The 19,249-nt window shown below is 47.8% G+C and carries 9 protein-coding genes; 6 read left to right on the top strand and 3 right to left on the bottom strand.

The window, feature by feature from the left end; translation table 11 throughout:
- Nucleotides 1–186: 186 nt before the first annotated feature.
- Nucleotides 187–3,495 carry a PEP/pyruvate-binding domain-containing protein gene (locus tag ACO6VG_RS01990; RefSeq protein ID WP_422472433.1) on the top strand — a complete coding sequence of 1,103 codons (3,309 nt, stop codon included), beginning with the start codon at nt 187–189 and terminating at the stop codon, nt 3,493–3,495.
- Here the strand turns inward: ACO6VG_RS01990 and ACO6VG_RS01985 are convergent.
- Nucleotides 3,481–10,908 (bottom strand): AAA family ATPase, encoded by a 7,428-nt coding sequence (locus ACO6VG_RS01985; protein ID WP_422472431.1) that lies wholly within the window; start codon nt 10,906–10,908, stop codon nt 3,481–3,483. The two genes, ACO6VG_RS01990 and ACO6VG_RS01985, sit on opposite strands and share 15 nt — an antisense overlap.
- Before the next feature lie 182 nt (nt 10,909–11,090).
- Nucleotides 11,091–13,181: a hypothetical protein gene (locus tag ACO6VG_RS01980; RefSeq protein WP_422472429.1), complete on the bottom strand. Its 2,091-nt coding sequence runs from the start codon at nt 13,179–13,181 to the stop codon at nt 11,091–11,093.
- A 571-nt stretch (nt 13,182–13,752) separates the two neighbouring features.
- Here ACO6VG_RS01980 and ACO6VG_RS01975 point away from each other — a divergent pair.
- From ACO6VG_RS01975 to ACO6VG_RS01955, 5 genes are all read left to right on the top strand, one after another.
- Complete coding sequence (locus ACO6VG_RS01975; RefSeq protein ID WP_422472427.1) at nt 13,753–15,492, top strand: hypothetical protein; 1,740 nt, start codon at nt 13,753–13,755, stop codon at nt 15,490–15,492.
- A gap of 350 nt (nt 15,493–15,842) precedes the next feature.
- Complete coding sequence (locus tag ACO6VG_RS01970; RefSeq protein WP_422132603.1) at nt 15,843–15,977, top strand: hypothetical protein; 135 nt, start codon at nt 15,843–15,845, stop codon at nt 15,975–15,977.
- The gene (locus ACO6VG_RS01965) at nt 15,965–16,192 is read left to right on the top strand and encodes a hypothetical protein (protein WP_422135377.1); all 228 of its coding nucleotides are present in this window, start codon (nt 15,965–15,967) and stop codon (nt 16,190–16,192) included. The genes ACO6VG_RS01970 and ACO6VG_RS01965 overlap by 13 nt, the downstream gene beginning before the upstream one ends.
- Before the next feature lie 106 nt (nt 16,193–16,298).
- Nucleotides 16,299–16,658, top strand: a complete 360-nt coding sequence (locus ACO6VG_RS01960) for a hypothetical protein (RefSeq protein ID WP_422135376.1) — start codon at nt 16,299–16,301, stop codon at nt 16,656–16,658.
- A complete protein-coding gene (locus tag ACO6VG_RS01955) occupies nt 16,655–17,116 on the top strand; it encodes a hypothetical protein (protein ID WP_422138925.1) in 462 nt (153 codons plus the stop codon). The genes ACO6VG_RS01960 and ACO6VG_RS01955 overlap by 4 nt, the downstream gene beginning before the upstream one ends.
- Here ACO6VG_RS01955 and ACO6VG_RS01950 read toward each other — a convergent pair.
- Nucleotides 17,078–19,210: a hypothetical protein gene (locus ACO6VG_RS01950; RefSeq protein ID WP_422472425.1), complete on the bottom strand. Its 2,133-nt coding sequence runs from the start codon at nt 19,208–19,210 to the stop codon at nt 17,078–17,080. The two genes, ACO6VG_RS01955 and ACO6VG_RS01950, sit on opposite strands and share 39 nt — an antisense overlap.
- Nucleotides 19,211–19,249 lie beyond the last annotated feature (39 nt).

Here is a 19,249-nt window from a genome sequence, read left to right as displayed (position 1 = left end):
TTTCATAAACTTCAGCGACTCAGACAAGGCTTCCCAAAGCAAACTTTATTTTTCTTCTTTCTATTGCTTGCTTCAGGTCGACGGTGAACTTTATACAGGTATTATTGTCTAAAAAACTAGAGGTACTTTATTTATGCGTTAGCGATTAAATCATGGATGAGTATTAGTAGGATAGGGGGTGTCAAAATGTTAAATGCCAATTTTGGTGACTCAAAGCTCCAAATCCCGACGACGAATTCAAACCAGGATACCTGGTCTGGCAGTCCAACCAATCGGTCTGAAAGTGAATCCAAAAGACATTTTGATCCTGGTGGCGTTCCGGCCATCGAAATGCCTTTAGCCAAGCGTCTCTGTCGTTTGTCTGTTCCAGATCAGGTTGGCACACTCCGGGAACAACTTGGGGGCAAGGGAATGTTTTTGCAGCGGATGAAGGACGCCGGTCTGAATGTTCCACCATTTAAATGTGTGACAACCCAGGTTGTGAATGCGCTTGAACAACAGCCTCTGAATCCCCGTTCTTTAGCCCGTTATCTTCCCGATATCGCCTATGAGCCGGGTGCTCAGGCCAGTCTGGCGCACATCAGGGAATACCTTGATACTTTGTCATCTTCAGACGCCAAAAGAACCGGGGTGCTGAAGGGGCTGGCGGAATTTATTGCCGGCGATGACTTTTACCAGCAGATTAAAGAGTCTGAAGCGGCCCAACAAATCAGGGATCTACGTCATCAGTTGGACAAACCCTCTCTATCAACACCGGTTATCGTCCGCAGTTCTGGCATCAACGAAGATAATTACGGCGATGCCCAGGCGGGCAAGTACCTCTCTATAGTTCAGGAAGAAGACGATGTTTTGCGAACCTGTCTCAAGGTCATGGCTTCAGGTTACCACCCTGAAGTCTGTCCCGCAGGCGTACCACAACCCATGGCACTGATCATCCAGGAGTGTATTGACTGTCAATACGGCGGGGTCATCATGAGCTTTAAATCTTTTCGGGATGGTACCATCGGGGTTGAGTTCACCCGCGGTCAACCCAGAGGTGTGGTTGCAGGGCAGTCGGGTAATACGCCTCACCGCATCGATATTTCTGACGAGGAAGGCCCTGACAGCTATCAATATTTTCCCGGTACGATCTCAAGTCATTTTGTCCTGCGCAAAAGCACTAACGGCTATTCAGAAACAAGAATTGAAAATGCAGACACCCATAAAGACGACGTTAGTCATATAGTTAATGATAAAATGGTTGCAGATATCAGGACGATGCTGACAACACTGGAAAGCTTACTGCTCTGCCCTGTGGATGCGGAGTTCGCCATCAATCCTGAGGGTGACCTGTTCCTGTTGCAGGTGCGTCCTGTTACCCAACTCTCTGGCGATATGGACTTTGCCATGCCCATGCCCAAAAAGACCATTGCTATTGGTGCGGGTGTCAGCGAAGGCTTTTGCACCGGATCACTTTGGCTGGCCAGACGACCAGAGGCAGACTCTATGCCGGATGGAGCCATTGTCGTAGCTGACCACGTTGAAGACTGGATGCTTGAGCCTGAGTTCCTGAAACGGGTTGGCGGTTTTGTCATTGCCAAAGGAGGATTCAATGATCATGTGGCGATCCTTATGAAACAGGAGCAAAAAACTTTGATGCTGGCCGGTGATCAGTTTGAAGCGCTGTCTGTTCAGGCTGGCCAACAGGCGACACTGGTCTGCGCTTGCTTTAATGATGAGCCTGGTGCCTTTATTGTTGCCGGTGATCTTAGCGGAAAACTGGCCAGTTGCAGAAAGCTGTCCTCAGCTGTTCCTGATGTGTCGTTAGCCAAAGCCATCCCCTCACTGGATGATTTATCCTTTCCTGAAGGCACATTCCTTGAGGTTGCCAGCGGTTTCAAATGGCTCACGGATCAAAATGCCCGCCTGCTGGCATTATTTGCCCCCGGTGCCGGACTGAATGGTCTGGCCAACCCGGTAAAACTGAGCATGTCACCACAACGATCCAGAATACTGGCAGAGACTGAAGACAGCGTAAATCGGCTGGTTTATGGGGCCGAAGCCCTGTTGCAGGGTTACCAGGCCTTCTTACAGCTGGCGGGTGAGAAAGGTTCACCCGAGGTTCAGTTATTGCGGGATGAATTGCCGCAACTGACCAGCCGGTTCGAGACGTTGCAAAAGACCATCAAATCAAGGCTGGAGCGTATCATTCTGCTCATGCAAGCTGCTGAAAAAGGGCGACCATCCCCGGCTAACTTTCGTCAATGGCTGGCCGATTGCCATAAGCTACAATCCGATCTTCAAGCGCTCAACCCCGGGCAAGCTGAGCAGGTCCGAAGTGTCCATGAGCTGATTTTTGCCCTGCATCAGCGCTTTGTAAACGCACTGGCACCGGTCACTCTGGCTTCGGGCCAGGGCAGGATATCTAAGGAAAAGAAAATCACCTATGTCGATTGCACGACCTCGGGTGGCTCGGTAGAAAAAGCGCCACTACTGAGGCCGTCCGACAAAGTATTCATCGAAGAAGCAGGGAAATCAGGGACTGTCGTCAGTACGGATGATGCCTTGATTGTTAACCTGAAACTTGGAGTTCATATGAGCGTTATCGAGCTACTTGAACAGGCAGATGGGGGGAAAGGACGAACCCTGCGGCTGAAATTATCTGACGAGTTTAATAACCCTGATGAAGGATTTAAATCCGGTAAGTTAAAGCGTATGTGGTTTCTGGCACAGTTTCTAAAAGCGATCGAACTGGATGAAAACTCTGACCCCATGAAGATAAGTTGCAACGCCGCAGCGGGTGAAATAACCATTGAATGCCCCCAAATGAAATCACGTAAAACCATGCAGAATGCCTTTGAACAACTGCTCATTGTGATAAATGGTATGTTTGGTCTGGATACACGCCTTGAGGAGATAGCCATTTTTGGAAGAGATCAGTGGGACTTTAATGTACTTGCACAACATCTTAATTGCGATGTCACGACAGAAGCTGATAGATTCGCCTTTCAACACAGCCTTTTCTCAATCTTTTATATTCACTCTCTTCGTAGTATTCCTCCTTGCTACAAGTTATTAAGCAACCACCAACAGTTTATTCATCATGCTCATCGGTTGGGAGTGTGTCATTTTTTAATATCCTTCAAGAAAGAATCGAAGGGTAATTTTCGGGAAATGTTTATGAGTGATGAGATGAGTGAGGATATCCGCAGGGAAATCTTACAGCATCTTGTGTTGTTAGATCCCAAAAGGGCTACACGATTGTATGAGGATGTCTACCCCGATTTAAAAGATAAATACTTTGTTATCACTCCAACACACGACTACAAGCCAGACTTTGTTGTTCAACCCCATGAGCCCTATAGGGAGCATAATGAACAATTCGCGCAAACCCTGCTGAAGCATGGACTGAAATATGCGAGCAAACGGGCTCGGAGCGATTACTCTTACCTGGGGATTCGTGACCGTTCCCTCAAAAAACGCATCATGACCAAACCGTTATCAGGTAGCCATTGACTCATAAATCGAATCCAAATTCACGGTACTCAAAAACTCTCCGGCAATTTTTGTCATCTCGTCGTTTCTGAGTACCAGAGCATTGCTGGCATTATGTGTCTGTCGTAAGTAAGCATCCTCAATAAGTTCCTGACACTCGCGAGGGCTAGCAATATGCAAGATCATGGCATACAACTCTACCGGTGAGGATGGGTCATAAGTGCCACATTCTTTACTCATAAAAGCACCTGCCCAGCAATAGCTTAAGCAACCGCCTTTCGAGTGTGTCACTTCATAAAGGTAATGACAGAAGGCCTGCTGAATTGCTTGTTTGCATTGCTTTTTTAACTTCTCCAAGGGCGTTTCTGCTTCCAATACCAGAGGGTAGGACTTTGATTTGAGCATTTCCAATACCGGCTTCCAGTTAGGGCTGCCATTAACTTTTCGCTGATACAGGGCTTCGGCTTTTTCTTCAATCACTGTCTTGTTCCAGGCAGGCTGCCCCATGAGAATCACCGGACGATGGTTCGCCCTGCCCGAGGTTAACTGCGGAAATGCGGGCCGTTGCTCCAGTATTCGTTCTATATTGGGAATGCCCTCAGGTTGGTCTGTCCAGGCGTCTTCTATAGATGGATTGGCAATTTCACCTTCAAGAGATGACGAGCGCCCATCATGACAATGAGTGACGAAAAAGGCATTCTTTTTTTCCTCATGGATGGTGGCATTAACATTGCACGTCCGATTATCTTTTCCCCTGGAGAAGAATGTCTTATACCACTTTTTCAGGCAATGGCTGGCGTCAACCTTCAGTTCATCGACGTTGACCAGACGCACCAGTAGCTCATGATGTTGAAGCGGCATGATACTACCGTTCTGATTGTTGGACACGGGATCCAACCAACCTGATAGCAGAGCTTCACGGGCAAAGCGAATAAACGAAGGCTTGGCCAAGTCAGTGTTCACAATATCCACCATTGAACGCAACCACTCGTAAGGGTATTCTCCGTTCTTTTTAACCATTTTTGAATGAAGTAGCCTGAGCGGTTCAGTGACCTGAACTTCATCACTGTCGGACAATATTTGAATGACTGCCTCCGACATTGGTCTATAATCAGGCTTGCCGAAATCAAACACTCTACCGATCAGTCGATCCCTAGGATAGTTAAATGCTTCTGTCTTCAGCGACTGTAACAGCGAGACACCCAGGGAAAAACCGGCAAAACTTTTTTCTACCCAAAGACTCTTTACTATTGCGATAATAAATCGATCGACTTGTGTAATAAATGGTAATAAACCGCCTTTCTCAACGGCTTTCTTCAGTTGCTCAAGGCTCATGTTAAAGGCTCTGGCCAGAGCTTGAATTTGTTCTGAATCAGCCTCTTCCAGAAGGTCCTGAAGATGCTTTGATGCAGCGTTCAAATCACAGAACTTCCCGGAATCAGGTGTAATTTCTGTCACCTCCCCGGGCGCTCCGCCCAAATCGGAATCAGGTGTAATTTCTGTCACCTCCAAGGGCGCTCCGCCCAAATCTACTGACTCCCAGGTTTGGCCTCCATCCAGGGAATACTCGGGGAAGCAGTGAACATTGCTATCAATTTGCCGACAGGGAATCCCGAAGTAACGGCAAAAAGCAATAAAAACAGGCACCCGATGACGACAGCTACCTTGTCGCTTGGTTACGAGAAATTCAAAGAAATTCTTACCAGGCTCTGGTATAGCCTTACCGGAGAACTGTTTGCAATATTCCGTGATTGCGTTAATTCGTTGCCTGGTGTCTTCAGGGCTTGCTATTGTCTGCAAAAGTGCCTGTATTTTGGGTGGATGTTCGCCAGTGTTATTAAAGTTATTAAGCAGTTCTTTCATTACGGACTTGATACTTTCTGTACAATCGACGTCAAAATGTATTGATCGTTCTGTTCGGGTTGCTTCAGTACCCGTTTTTTTGCCCGGCTTTGCGGGTTCTACGACATAAGTACATTGAAAACTCTGGAAGGCTTCGGCCTGAGGAATAAACAGTGTATGAAGCCCGGTGTATTTGTCCCTGATCAGTTTATGCGGCAAATAGGGCTCTATACGCAGGGCCACGATAGAGTCACTGGCCGTCAGGCTGGGTAAGGGATATTGGCCGTTCTGTGATGATATCTTAAGGGTCGCCAGCGTTTGATCTCTGGTTAATCTCACTTCATGGTCATTACCTGATAACCGCTCAGGTGTGAGGGTTTCGAATCCCAGAAGGTGTTTACCATCAAGATTGATCTGTTTGATTTCACCTCTGGCAGTGACACGAATATCTAATGCCTGCCAGCGATACATCGTAGGGGGATGCTGCGAATCAAAAACTTTAAATAGTGAAGCCTTTGGCGTCTTCTGATCCTCATAGTTCGTTCTTTGGTCCAGTGCCGGAGCTTCTTCCTCCTTAACTTCCGGGTCATACGGTTCAGGAGCGTCATTACCGCTAATAGCTGATGCTTCGTTAATAAATTCGTTTACCAACTGGTCTGGCAGAGCGCTGATCTGATGCCAGAATCCGGGCCAGCATTGAACGTCACAGGCATTCCATGCCTGTATCTGTTTATCAGCCTCCTCAAGATAAGGTTGGTAAGCCGGTGTTTTCAGCGCCTGTGCCTGTTCTTTGGTCAGGGGGAATACACTATTAGCGTCCACTTCCGTAAGGCTAAAATTATGTGCGAACCAGCATCGCTGCCAGTGTCTGTAAAGAGCCTGTGTGAGAATATCGTCCGACTGATCCGGCTTCAGGGTAAGACCGGATGCTTGCCACCTGACCTGGGCCAGCCTCTTGATGATTTCCGTTTTGGCTTCCTCTTTATCCAGACGAGTGTTAAAACGAATTTCGCGGCGTTTTTCATCAAGACTGTTGCGATGACTGCCTCGTATCAACCATGGGCGATTAATACCGGATACCGTTTGGTAGAACCATTCGCTCATTTCAGGGTCAAGCGCCTCTTTATTCATGGCAATAGCCGATGACTTTGGCAGTTCCTCCAGCGATAGTTTGGCGGCCATCAGATAAAGCCGGTAGTGCTGATTGAGGCATTGATGAACGGCTTTTTCGCTAAAATCGCCACCTCTTTTGATAGCCCTGGCAACATTCTGTAAATCAAGGCTGGTGGGCTGCAACGGCAGTTTTTTGCGTTGCAGGTGAGCCCTTAAAAGACAATGTTTTTCTGTTAGCTTTTTAGCGGCCAATTTCCCTTCTGAGGACACTGGCAACACTTTTTCGGCAATGGCCTTTAATTCGACTGGGTTATACTGCCGGATCGGCAAATGTCGAAAACGCCCTTTCAGCGCCGGTGATAAAGGTTTTCGCCCGCTACACTCAGGCGGGTTGATGGTGGCAAACAGGTGGAAGCCGGGATGGGCGTCACCGGCCAGAATATTGTTCAATTCACCTTCCAGGTGCTGGCTGTCGATCAGATTCATTTCAGAAATCACCACTATACCGCCATCCAGTTTTGCCTTCTGGATCACTTCACACACTTTGTCCCAGGAACAATCACAGGCATTCAGGTAAAAGACTTCCGGCATAGATTCTCCCCGTCGCTTAGTCTCCTGTCTGACACTTTCAATCACCAGGTTCAGCGTGGCATCCTTACCCCGTCCTGCGGGGCCTTCAATCAGTGTCGCCTGACGACCGCCGTGTTGTATCTTGCGATGATTAGCCTGCCGGCAGCGGCTTAAATCCTGCCCAAGCCGTTGCGCCAGTTCACGGACTGCCGATCCGGAGGTATCAAAGTCTGGTCGGATTTTTTCGGCGACTGCTCTGAAGGTCTGTTGCATATCCCGCAGGGTGTGTTCATGAACTCTGTCGCTCAGGGTGTTCTCCGGTTGGTAACGGGCAGCAAACCAGATTTCCAGTGCCGACAGGGCCTCCTGATGCGTTTCGGTGATTTCCGGCCCCAGTACATCCCGAAAACTTTGTAGTATCAGACTGTTTATTTGCTCACAGGTCACACTGCCGCGAGCGGGCAGGGCACGATCCAGATACCAGCCCACCCAACTGCAGATATCGGTTAAATCCCTGGGGGTAAACTCATGCTCGGGCAACAGCTCCTGATAATGTTGCCAGAGTGCCATCACACTCTTGCTGGCACTGTGTGCAATGTCGTTTATTTGATGCTCCAGCAGATGCTCTTGTAAATGCTTGACCAGAGCCGGTTCCACCACCCTGTCCCGAAGGAAAGCCTGACCCAGGCGTGGGTAGTAAGCTCTGGGCAGTTTCTCTTTTAGAGCTGGGTCCATTCGGCGCCCGGCGTAATGATCGGGGTTGCCGGTGAGAATCACCCGGTGTTTTGGGCCGACCTTGACAGGATGACCATTCACGTAAATGCAGGGTTCTGGTTCCCACAAGCCGTTTAATGATGCCAGTAATCCGGTTTTGGCCAGGTTGGCCTCATCCAGAACCAGAGTGACATAGTGTCCATCCTCGTAGGATGGAGTGTTGGCCCATTCCATCAATGCCCGGTTTTGCTGCACCATAGAGCGGTCGCCATCGGCGTCTTGTCGCCACTGCCAGCGTTTCATCAGGGTCTGTTCGCTGTCGGAAGGTCCAAGGGAAATGACTGAAGCCTGTCCCGAAGCCCTGGCCATTTTGGCAGAAAAGTAGCTTTTCCCGGTGCCGGTTTCTCCCTGCAGGAATAGGACGGGAGAGTCCGAAAGTCGGTCGTGGAGTCGGGACAGTCGACGATTTTCACGATCTTTCTGGCTTATCTCGCCGTGATAAAGATCCCGGGCCAGCGCTGACAAAGGCCTATCAGCAGAACCCTGCCATTTCAGCGATTCAGACAGTCGATGTTCTATGCGTTCAATGCCTTCTGCTTCAGAATTCGCCGTTCTGGCCCTGTGAAAACAATCGTAGGCCAGCGCGTAAACGGCATCGGATCGGGTCTGTCCAGGCGGATGGGTTAATTGCCAGCCAGAAGCCAGTGCATCTTGCAAACGTTTAATTTGTCTGGCTGGCCTGATGGCTAACGATTGTCGGGACTCTGCTTGCGCAGGATCGACTTTTAACTGATACGCCAATGCATCTTGTTTTTTTCCGGGTGCATAGGCCACGATCAAGGCACAGAGCCTGTCGAGAGTTTCTTTTTCATCCTGCCATGAAAATGGTCTTTCATAGGACCGTTGTAATTTTTCATTAAATACAACCGGGTCAAAGGCTCTGGCCAGTGACCACAGGTTCTGTTCAACAAAGGCTCTGTCTAACGGCAGGGCAGTGTTGATGATGGCATTTAAGCGATCCAGGTCTACCGAGGCGGTTTGATTCTCATCTGGCAATAGCTGCTGACAAGCCACTTTCATAAAATCACGCACGGACGGATGCTGCCGGGTACCATGGGTGATAATGCTGTTAATGGCCTTGCGCCAGTGACAGGGCAGGATCTGCAGGGACTGGTCAACCTGCTGTGCCCGCCGGGCAGCCAGTATCAGGTTATTCAATAACCCTTCGGTTACTTCAGGCAGAGGGTTACACAGGTGGGAAGGTGCGGTTTTAAAGGCTTCGTAAAGTTCATTAAGTGCTTGTTCAGGCAGCTCAGCCCGGGAGATTTCATGCTTGACGGCATTGATATCCCAAAGATCGACTTCGGGACACGGCTTGCCAGTGGCAACCATCGAACGAAATACTGAAGACCGGCTTTTTGCAGACTCAGGCCAGAGCAGTGTGACACGAGCTTTTGGGTAGTCCTGTAATTGACCATTCACCAGCAGTGGCTGCCCTGCAACCAGAGGTTCCAGAAGCTGCTGAAGGGTTGGGTTGCTTTCCAGCCCCCGCAATACCACCGGCTTGCCAGCGGTCAATGCTTCCTGCAACCCACTCGGACGTTGTCCAAAATGGGCCTTTTGTTCCGAGGTGATATGGATATTATCAAATAGCTGGCTGAAGCTGGTCTGTTCATTGACCTGTATGACCAGAGGAGCTTGCGGGAGATCATTGATCCAATGATTTGCCTGGGCAGATTGTTGATAAGTGGCGGTATCAAAGGCAGCGCGATTTCCGACTTTTTCCAGTGGGGTGGGCAGAGGGTATTTATCGTTTTCTATTAAACCCAGGGCTTTTGGTTGTCCTTTTGCGTGGGCCACCTGAAGCCGGGGTTCCAGGCCGGTCGTCTCGCGAATAGTCTGTAATGAACCCAGCAAACGAAACCAGAGTGCTTCAGTGAGAGGAGACGTTACGGTGACCACACCTCCCGCCTGAACCTGTTCCAGCAGACGGGTGTTAGGAACTGCGTAGCCTTCCGTGGTGATGGCAATCGGGTTTAGCCATTGAACAATATTACTCTCGTTGATGATGATCGGGTTTGCTGGTGCCTGCTCTTTATCAACTTCTTTTTCAGGAGAACGGGACAGACTTTGGAACAGTGAATGAAGCTCATTATTTCCCAGCGGCATCTGATAAAACTGAACATCGTCGGGTAACGGACAGACTTTCCCATTGCTCTCAAAGCACTGTTGCGCCAGCATCTGCCGAACGGTCTGTTCAAAGGCCAGATTTTGCCAGTCGGCTCCTTTCAGAATCACCCGCTGTCCGGCCCTTAATGACCCAAGCCTGCCGGGAAGATGCTGGATTCGCCCCTGTTTATCCACTCCGGGGCCACCCAGCAACAACTGTCGCCAGTTACTGTGCAAGTGACAGTCAATAATAAGAATATTGTCGTCGTCCATAGCATTTTCGGCGCCGGGAATTTCTTCCAATAGTGGAGGAATTTCGTCGATGTTCATTGATGGGTCATTGCCGTTCTGCGCGTCAAACTGCCAGGTATTTTCCGGTCGATTAATTCGCCGCCAGAAATCAGCTCCCGGCGCCCTGTTGTGCTGGCCAGCCGCTGCCAACTGCCCAGGATCTGCCACCACCAGCAGAGAAACATGTTGGCCCAGAGAGCGTTTCTCCTGACTGACTTTGTCGTACAGACAGGGGTTATTCGGGTCCAGTAAATCGTTAAATTTGGGCAGTTCTTCGGCGGTGAGCTTTCGGATATCCAGCACCAGAGTTATGGGCTGCGAACCCTCAAACAGCTTGCCTGAACGCAGAGTCTGACGACCATCGTCGGCAATGCTCAACCGGCTCACCAGGTTAGCCTGTGAGAGGTCATCGGGGTGGGAAATGAGGGTGACATCCCGATGTTCATCGCAGGTTTGGGCAACTAAAAGCTGTCGTACCTCATCATCACGGGTGACAAAACGGAAATCGAAGGTTTGAGGAGGCTTGCAGAGTGAGGAATCCGTTGAGGATACGGTTCTTGCCCGGTCAGGTGACTTAATCTGAGGCGACGATGCATTGAGTTTGGCAATGACTTCAGAGCAGATTGTTACAGCATTCGGCAGTAATTCCAGTTTTGGTTTCTTGAAGGGGGTGGCGGTATCAGACGCGCTACTATCAAGAATCGATTTGTTTATTTCTTTGATTTGACCATCCATAATAAGGCTCCCTTCCCGATGTCCTTTGAAGGACTGCATTTAAGGCGTTTAATAACTTAGATCTTAAAATGGGATGAAAGTTCCATTTTAACTGTCACCTCTCTTCAGGGGTGTTCAGGCTGTTGTTCGGCTGCACTGAATCAGGTGCTCAGTTAATGTTTCCATTCCCGCGAAGGAGGTCGTCATTCTCGCGAATGACGGGAGTGCATGATCTTCCAGAGCGAAAAAACCTCTTGCTCTCTGACATGGTCATGAGTAGGGCGCAAACTGGTGACTTGAAGGGTGCGGCTGCACGGGCTGAAGCAAAATTTTTCAATCCTGCCTTCTGTTTGCAAACGGGTCCTTTCCACCCAGCTCCCGTCTGCCGTCAACCCGAACAGAATCAGGCTTTGTGTACACGTACTGGGAACTAAAGCCAGAAGGCAACCTTCCTGATTGAAATCTGCTTTTACGATGGAAAACCCGATGCGTTGATTGACCCACTCAACGGCGGCGGGTTCAGCGAATGGCTGATCGAAAGATTCAGCAAAAGGCTTGCGTTGATAGAGATCAGTGTGGCCAGAAGGATCGTTACAAACAATAGTTTCACCGCTGGGACTGGATGCTACCAGGGCCTCAGCCGGAAAGGTTTGTGTCTCGCCCCAGATTCCGGAGGCTGCCTTGCGCCAGATCGTTACGCTGCGCCCGCTTCTTCTGATGAATTCACAAGGGTCCACAGGAAAATAAAAATCACCACCGCCACCCTGGGACTCCTCCCGATAAGAGAGTTGCCATTTGTCGTCAGTATCCAATTCCCAGATATTAAAACTTTTTTCGGAGGTGATAATCAGAAGCCGACCATCCTGGCTAAATTCAGGTTTGATAAAGAAATACCGCATTGGCCAGTCACAGTATTCAATGATTCTCTTTTTTTCATGCCACTGCCCTTGCGGATCACAGGCAAAAATGACGACAAAGAAATAGTCCCGTTCAATGGCACCAAGATTGCTATCATCGCCGGCATCCTCAAACCATGTAACAAAATGGCGGTTATCCGGGCTGAATTTCACATCGAGATCAAAGTCAAAGTCGCTCACTGTTTCGCCACTGGGCGTTTTTTTCAGATCATCAGCAGGATCTGTAACAACAATGTCGCCCGTTTGTGACCAGGATTTATCCTCTGCCCGACTCATCAAAGTAATGTATGATCCGTCATAAAGCAGAAGATGATTGTTGTCGGCACTGAACAGCAAATGATGATTTCGGCCTGTGTTAATCTTGCCTCTATTGACCCACTGCCCATCAGCCCCCCGACCGAGAATAGCACCGGCTTCCCCATTGTGAATACAGACCAGTGAACTGGCATCAGGTGACAAGTGCATCTCATTCATGTACTTGTTCTCATCTTGAGGAAAAACATCACCCGTCGTCAATTGTTGCTCAACCCACGAATCTTTCTTGCGTTCAAAAACAGACAGTAAATGCTCTTTGCCGGTGTATTGGTGGCTAAGGGGTCCCCTTCGCATAAGACCTCGGGGAACGCGATGCAGGACAAATAAAATATGGTCGGCCCATTGATGACCATAACTGACACGGTCATTGTGTTTGATTTCAGCTTCCCTGACCCATTGACCGTCAGGATCCGGAGCCAGAATATCACTGTAGTTCTCCGACTTTCTCTCAATGATAATGGGAATATGATCACGCAGATGATGGTGATAATGAACATCCAGGCTGCCAATGGGTATAAAGGTCAATGCGGCCCCATCAAGAATCTGCTGGCGCAAATGGCTGGCATAACAGGAGTAATAGGCCGGGCCCAGTTGCGCAGGGAAGTGGCGGTCAGAAAATATGGGCAATGTTCTGAGATACTCAAGGAGCAAATGACTGGACTGAATGATTGCCCGGCACGAAGACTGCCTTTGCCTGGTCAGGGAGAGAAAGTAATGGACCTCATCCAGGCCGCATGACCTCAGGCGATCGCCCATTGTTGGCGATGTTTGCCCAAAATGATTGATATCGTTGATGGATAAATAGCTGGCGATTCTGTTGAACACTTCCCCGGGCAAGCTAACCAGTCGGCTGTCGGAGCAAGTCGTAGCTGTTGCTGAAACCGCTGTGGATACGGTTCTCGTCTTGTCAGGCATCCTGGCCGGAGTTGGCCATGGACTGAGTTTGGGAATGACATCAGAGACCTCTGCAATGTTTGACGCTACATCCTGCTTTGCTCTGTTGGCTGGTGGCTCACTACCTGGAGAGGGAGTGTTTCTTTTCTCATTAATCCGACCATCCATCGTGAACTTCTCTCCTGTCATCTAAAGGACTGCATTGAAATTGTCTGGTTAGGTACTTATGACCTTCAGAAAGGAGAAAAGTTCTATTTGGATGGTTACCCGCAACCAGTGGAAGAAATCGGTAATGGTTGTCAACTCATCGGATTTCAGTACCAGAACATTACTGAACACCGCCAGCGGCAGGGCGTAAACTGGTGACCTGGAGAGTGTGGCTGTACGGGTTTAAACATCAAATTCTGGGGCAGCTTTCTCTTCACATGAATGCCGTGTAGATTGAGAGCATTGAAAATTCATAGGATGTAATAAGAACCTTTGTATTTGATAAGCAGGGGAGTAATTTTCTTTAACAACTTCATATCGGACTGCTGTCAGATACCAGGGGTTCTGTTATCACAGACGCATGAATCACTGCTGGATAGTTGGATTTGAGTGTCCATTAAAACGGAAGAGATTGTTTTTTTTATGCCTATACTAGTGCCTGTCCGAAAATTATCAGGCTCCTGGGGTCAGGCAATTCTGAGCTTTTTTATCTAGAATGGTGCTTTTATCTCTTGGAGCTTAGTTATTTGTAATGAAGAATATCTGCTGCGCCTTTGTTGTTGCTGTCGGCGTTTTTTTGTCAGTTATTAGTCAGGCTGAAGTTCCTTATGCTTCATTATTGGTCTCTGGCAATGGTGTCGATGAAATTCTTTCCTCTTTTTTATCTGACCCTATTCGTTTACCTAAGTCTGGGATTGTTCTGCTGTCTCTGTTAAAGAAGGGAAAAAAAGATTCAATAATCACTTCGCCTTTTTCTGAAGGGGAAGGGTTACAGCCAGATAAAGGAACGGTGTTTACTGGCTATTCATTCGAATTAAACCGTTATGGCGACGAAAACAAGGAGCAATCTAAAACCGACGGTAAATCTCCGCCGCCGCAGCAAGAGCAACAAAGTAAAAAACAAAGTACGAAAGAGCAGGGCATTTCTGGCTCTTCGGGTTCATCAGGCTCTGGTGCAGCGTCAGCATCGGCTTCCGGTAATGATAAGAGTCATGCCAGGCATCTTGAAAAACTGAAAGAAATTCTTAAGGCTGCTGAAAAGTCATTGAAAACAGTAGATCAGAAAAAAAATATTGATGATTTTAATGCAGAATTGGAAAAATTGTATGAGGCAAACCCCGATATTTTGGCAGAAAAAGGAGCTCTGGAAAACAAACAACACCGTGGTAAAGCGATTCTAAGGGTACTTCAACTTTACTTTCCTGGAAAGCTGGAAAGAGGTGAAATGATACATGTTTTACTTGACTATCCAGGGCTTAGGATATTTTCAATACATATAATCAAATTATTTGCCAAAGTTCTGTTACCTCAAATTGAGTTACCCGAAGGTCTGACCGATCACGAGTTTGTTTACAGGCTTGAGGAAGCAGCTAATCTGGATATGAGAAAACTCATGCATGCTTACCTTGGCTCCTATCATTGTCTTCATCAGCTACTTGCATTGTTTATAACCCAGCTGCCATTAATGACAGCAGAAGAAACAAAAAATTATATTTTTCAGGATAAATCAGGTCACGTCAGTGTTGTTTCTATCAGGAGGAATAGCAAAGGGCATTATCGGTTTTTTTTTGTTGATAGTCTAAGGACTTTTAAGCGCTACCCAGAACAAACTTATTCACCCATGTCGCACCTTGTCGGTTTAGTGCTGACACTGGCGATAAAATATCACGGCTTTACTGATTCCCGGTTTTTCTTTCTGCCTGGACGTCAAGTCAATGACTTTGGTTGTGAGTCATTTATGTTGCACGATCTGAAAACATTGTTGGAATCCCCTATGTTGCCTCAAAACGGTTATTATGTGGACAAAGAAGCCCTTAATGAAGACACCATGATGACGTTTTTTTTGCAGATAATGTATTTAGAGGGGGCCGAACAACTGGGGCGATTGGTAGTCAATGGGGAGGCTAAGGACTTTATCAAAGCAGCAGACAAACCTGCCTTTAATGCGCAAGACCTGGACTTCTTTATTGCTACGGCGATCCGAACCTGGAAGGAATCAGGGCTGGAACAAGATTTGGTTAATTTGTATCAGTTGCGCCAGTTTCCTCTGAGGTTTGCACATCTGACCCAGGGACAGAGGAATCTAAAACGGTTGCTGGATGAATTCCCTGAAGAAAGCCAAGAGGAGGTGAATCAGGTGATCGATGAAACTCGGGGTTTGTTAACCGTCAATGATGGAGCCTGCCATAACGTGAACCTGGCTGCTACTCTGCTGTGGATGAAAATGAATATTGATTTGCTGGATATGAACCGCCACGGTCAGGAAAAATAAATCTGTTCGGACGCTATCCCTGCAACTGCTTCAGCAGATGCAGGCGCTGTTGGTGAAACGGGACCAGAAGCTCGCCGCCCTTGAACACCAGTTGGCCTGGTTTAAACAACAGCTGTCTGGTGAAAATCTGAAAAGCGCCTGATCGAGAACCCTGACCAGTTGTCACCAGGAGCCTGACCGAGATAAGCAAGCACTAGTGCAGCTAAGCTCTGATATCCATACACCCCTCGTTCCCACGCAACAGAGGGTGTCGCAAAACCCGTTCCCCTCCCGTCATTTCCGGCCTCACTCCCGTCATTCCCGCGAAGGCGGGAATCCACACAGACTCATCACCAGAACCATACTGCCCGGTGTCCCCCTGGCCTTTTCATCCGCGAGAAGGCAGAGACCCGCTGTTGGCGCTGGATTCCCGCCTTCGCGGGAATGACGACCTCAGAGTATCGGAACGAGTGGCCTGTATGGATATCAAGGCTTGGCTGCACTAGCTATTGGAAGACTGAAAGATACACTTGCCCTAATAGCTTCAATGAACAATCATACTGGTTATATTTTCCCAGTTTTGATTGTTCCTATGGGAGAAGATAAAGGTCGAATCCAAGATGCAGTAGATAGTTGCTATGAAAGTCATTCTGGATTGAAAATTACTGTTTCTCGTCCAATTAATTATGATCCTGAGAATTTCGAAAAAGCCCTTACTTAATGGCAAGTTCGTTTGGGAGTATCCCGGATGTGAGTACATAAAGGGCATCCTGAGTACATAAAGGACATCCTGCAGGAAGCTGTCAATAGCATATAGGAGCGCACCAATGAGCAACAATAGCAAATTTGTAGACGAGGCTCTCTCAGATATAGATGATTTAGTTGATAATAATGAGAGCGTCATTAAAATAAAATTGACTGAGCAGCAGATAGAAATGGCAAAAAAATTACAAGCTGCTTTGCATTTTTCAAAACATGTGTTTTTTAATACTCTTGCCAACTATGGGGCATACTCTTGTTCCAAAGATGACTTTGATGAAACCGAATTTCCATCATCAATGGAAGGAGTAGAAATCGACTTTAATGTGTCAACTGAATCAGAAACTGAATTGGAAAAACATCCAGAATATATGAATGAACTTATAACTGTTTTCGGCTTAATCAAAATGAGCCAAAGTTTGTTATGATTACTCTCAACAAGGCTCAAGCAATTAATTTAGCTGACTCAATCGTTTCATTAGATAGTAGAGGCAAACAAGAAATTGGTCGTAGGTTTGCCTACCGGCTGGGGTTCACACCTGGCCCTCTTGGGCCTGATGATGGCATAGATGGTGAGTTTTTACATAATGGATTATTTTGCCATTTTCAATCTAAAATGAGTCGCACACCCTTAGATAAAGATGAAGCAAGGAAATACTACTCAGATATAAAAGCTCATAAAGCAGAATGGAGTATCATGTTATCTGGTATTGGTTTCAAAGATACTTTTTATTCCAGGTTAGATATGCACGATGACTTGCAAAGGGAGAAGATATACCTTCTTACTTTGGTAGATGTTTTTACTAAAAGTGAATTATTTTTACAAGCAGCTAATAATATCCCGCCTCTATTCAATATCACTTCCATTGATTGGAGTAACTATTAAAGAGAAGCCGAAAGCCATTGCATTGGGTCTGATCTGCCAGAGCGAAAAAACTTCTTGCGCTCTAACACCGCCAGAAGCAGGGCGTAAACTGGTGACCTGGAGATTGCGGCTGCAGGGGCTGAAACAAAATTTCTTAATCCTGCCTTCTGTCGGCAAACGGGCTCTTTCCAGCCAGCTCCCGTCTGCCGTCAATCCGAACAGAATCAGGCTGTGCTCAGCTGTTTTAGGAACCACAGCCAGAAGGCAACCTTCCTGGTTGAAACCTGCTTTCATGATAGAAAAACCGATGCGTTGATTGACCCATTCAACGGCGGCGGGTTCAACGAATGGCTGACCGAAAGATTCAGCAAAAGGCTGACGTTGATAGAGATCAGTATGTCCGGCAGGATCGTTACAAACAATGGTTTCACCGCTGGGACTGGCTATTACCAGGGATTCAGCCGGAAATGTTTGTGTCTTGCCCCAGATTCCGGACGCTGCCTTGCGCCAGATTGCTACGCCGTGCCTGCTTTTTCTGATGAATTCACAAGGGTCCACAGAAAAATAAATCTTACCGCCGCCACACCGGGGCTTCTCCCGTTCAGATCGCTGCCATTTGTCGTCAGTCAATTCCCAGATATCAATACTGTTCTCGGTGGTGATAATCAGAAGACGACCATCGGGGCTAAATTCAGGTTTAAGATCGAAATACCGGGTTGGATGATGACAGAATTCAATGATTCTCTGTTTTTCACGCCACTGCCCTTGCGGGTCACAGGCAAAAATGACGACAAAGAAATAATCCCGCTCAATATCAAACTCACCGGAGTCTTCATCGGCATCTTCAAACCATACGACAAAATGACGGTTATCCGGACTGAATACCACATCAAAATCAATCTCAAAGTTGCTCAATTTTTCGCCACTGGGCGTTTGTTTCAGATTATCAGCAGGATCTGTAACAAAAATGTCACCCGTTTGTGACCAGGATCCATCCTCTGCCCGACTCATCAACGTCATGTATGAGCCACTATAAATCACAAGATGATTGCTGTCGGCACTGAATAGCTGGTAACGATTACGGTGTGCATTAATGTTGCCTTTATTGACCCACCGCCCATCGGCATCCTGACCGAGAATAGCAACGGTGTGCCCCCATTTGGTACAGACCAGTGACCTGGCATCAGGTGACAGTAGCATTTTAGAGATGCGCTTATTCTTACATTCAGGAAAAACCTCATCCGATGTCAGTTGTTGCTCAACCCAGGAATCGTTGTTGCATTCATAAACAGACAGAAAGTGCTCTTTGCCACTGTATTTTTGGCTAAGAGGTTCCGTTCGCTCAGGGGCTGGTGTAACGGGTTGCGGGACAAATAAAATATAGTCGGCCTGCTGATCGCCATAACTGACCAGTTTTTCGTGTTTGATCTCAGCTTTCCTGACCCAGTGACCATCAGGGTCCGGAGCCAGAATATCACTGAAGTTCTGCGCCTTTTCCTCAATGATAATGGGAATATAATCACGCAGATGATGACGATATTTATGAACATTTAAACTGCCACCAGGTATAAGAGTCAATGCGACCCCATCAAGAATCTGCTGGCGCAAATGGCTGGCATAACAGGCGTAAAAGGCCGGGCCCAGTTGCGCAGGGAAGCGGCGATCAGAAAATATAGGCAATGTTCTGAGATACTCAAGGAGCAAATGACTGGACTGAATGATTGCCCGGCACTGAGTCTGCCTTTGCCTGGTCAGGGAGAGGAAGTGATGGACCTCTTCCAGACCGCATGACCTCAGGCGATCGCCCATTGTCGGCGATGTTTGCCCGAAATGATTGATATCTTCGATGGCTAAATAGCTGGCGATTTTCTCGAGCACTTCCAGAGGCAAGCTGGCCCACTGGCGGTCGAAACAAGTCATAGCCGTTGCTGAATCCGCTGCGGATACGGTTCTCGTCTTGTCCGGCATCCTGACTGGAGTTGACGATGGACTGAGTTTGGGAATGGCATCAGAGACCTCTGCAATGTTTGACGGTGCATCTTGCTTTGCTCTGTTGGCTGGTGGCTCACTGTCTGGAAAGGGAGTGTTGCTTTTCTCATTAATCCGGCCATCCATCGTAAACTTCTCTCCTGTCATCTAAAGGACTGCATTGAA

It is taken from the genome of Endozoicomonas sp. ALB032 (assembly GCF_049310125.1).
GTDB lineage: Bacteria > Pseudomonadota > Gammaproteobacteria > Pseudomonadales > Endozoicomonadaceae > Endozoicomonas_A.
This window is presented reverse-complemented; position numbering and strand designations above follow the sequence as displayed.

Coding starts and splice junctions, on each gene's coding strand:
- ACO6VG_RS01960 (WP_422135376.1), top strand. CDS start 16,299: ATGAGCAACAATAGCAAATTTGTAGACGAGGCTCTCTCAGATATAGAT.
- ACO6VG_RS01955 (WP_422138925.1), top strand. CDS start 16,655: ATGATTACTCTCAACAAGGCTCAAGCAATTAATTTAGCTGACTCAATC.
- ACO6VG_RS01950 (WP_422472425.1), bottom strand. CDS start 19,210: ATGGATGGCCGGATTAATGAGAAAAGCAACACTCCCTTTCCAGACAGT.
- ACO6VG_RS01985 (WP_422472431.1), bottom strand. CDS start 10,908: ATGGATGGTCAAATCAAAGAAATAAACAAATCGATTCTTGATAGTAGC.
- ACO6VG_RS01980 (WP_422472429.1), bottom strand. CDS start 13,181: ATGGATGGTCGGATTAATGAGAAAAGAAACACTCCCTCTCCAGGTAGT.
- ACO6VG_RS01975 (WP_422472427.1), top strand. CDS start 13,753: ATGAAGAATATCTGCTGCGCCTTTGTTGTTGCTGTCGGCGTTTTTTTG.
- ACO6VG_RS01990 (WP_422472433.1), top strand. CDS start 187: ATGTTAAATGCCAATTTTGGTGACTCAAAGCTCCAAATCCCGACGACG.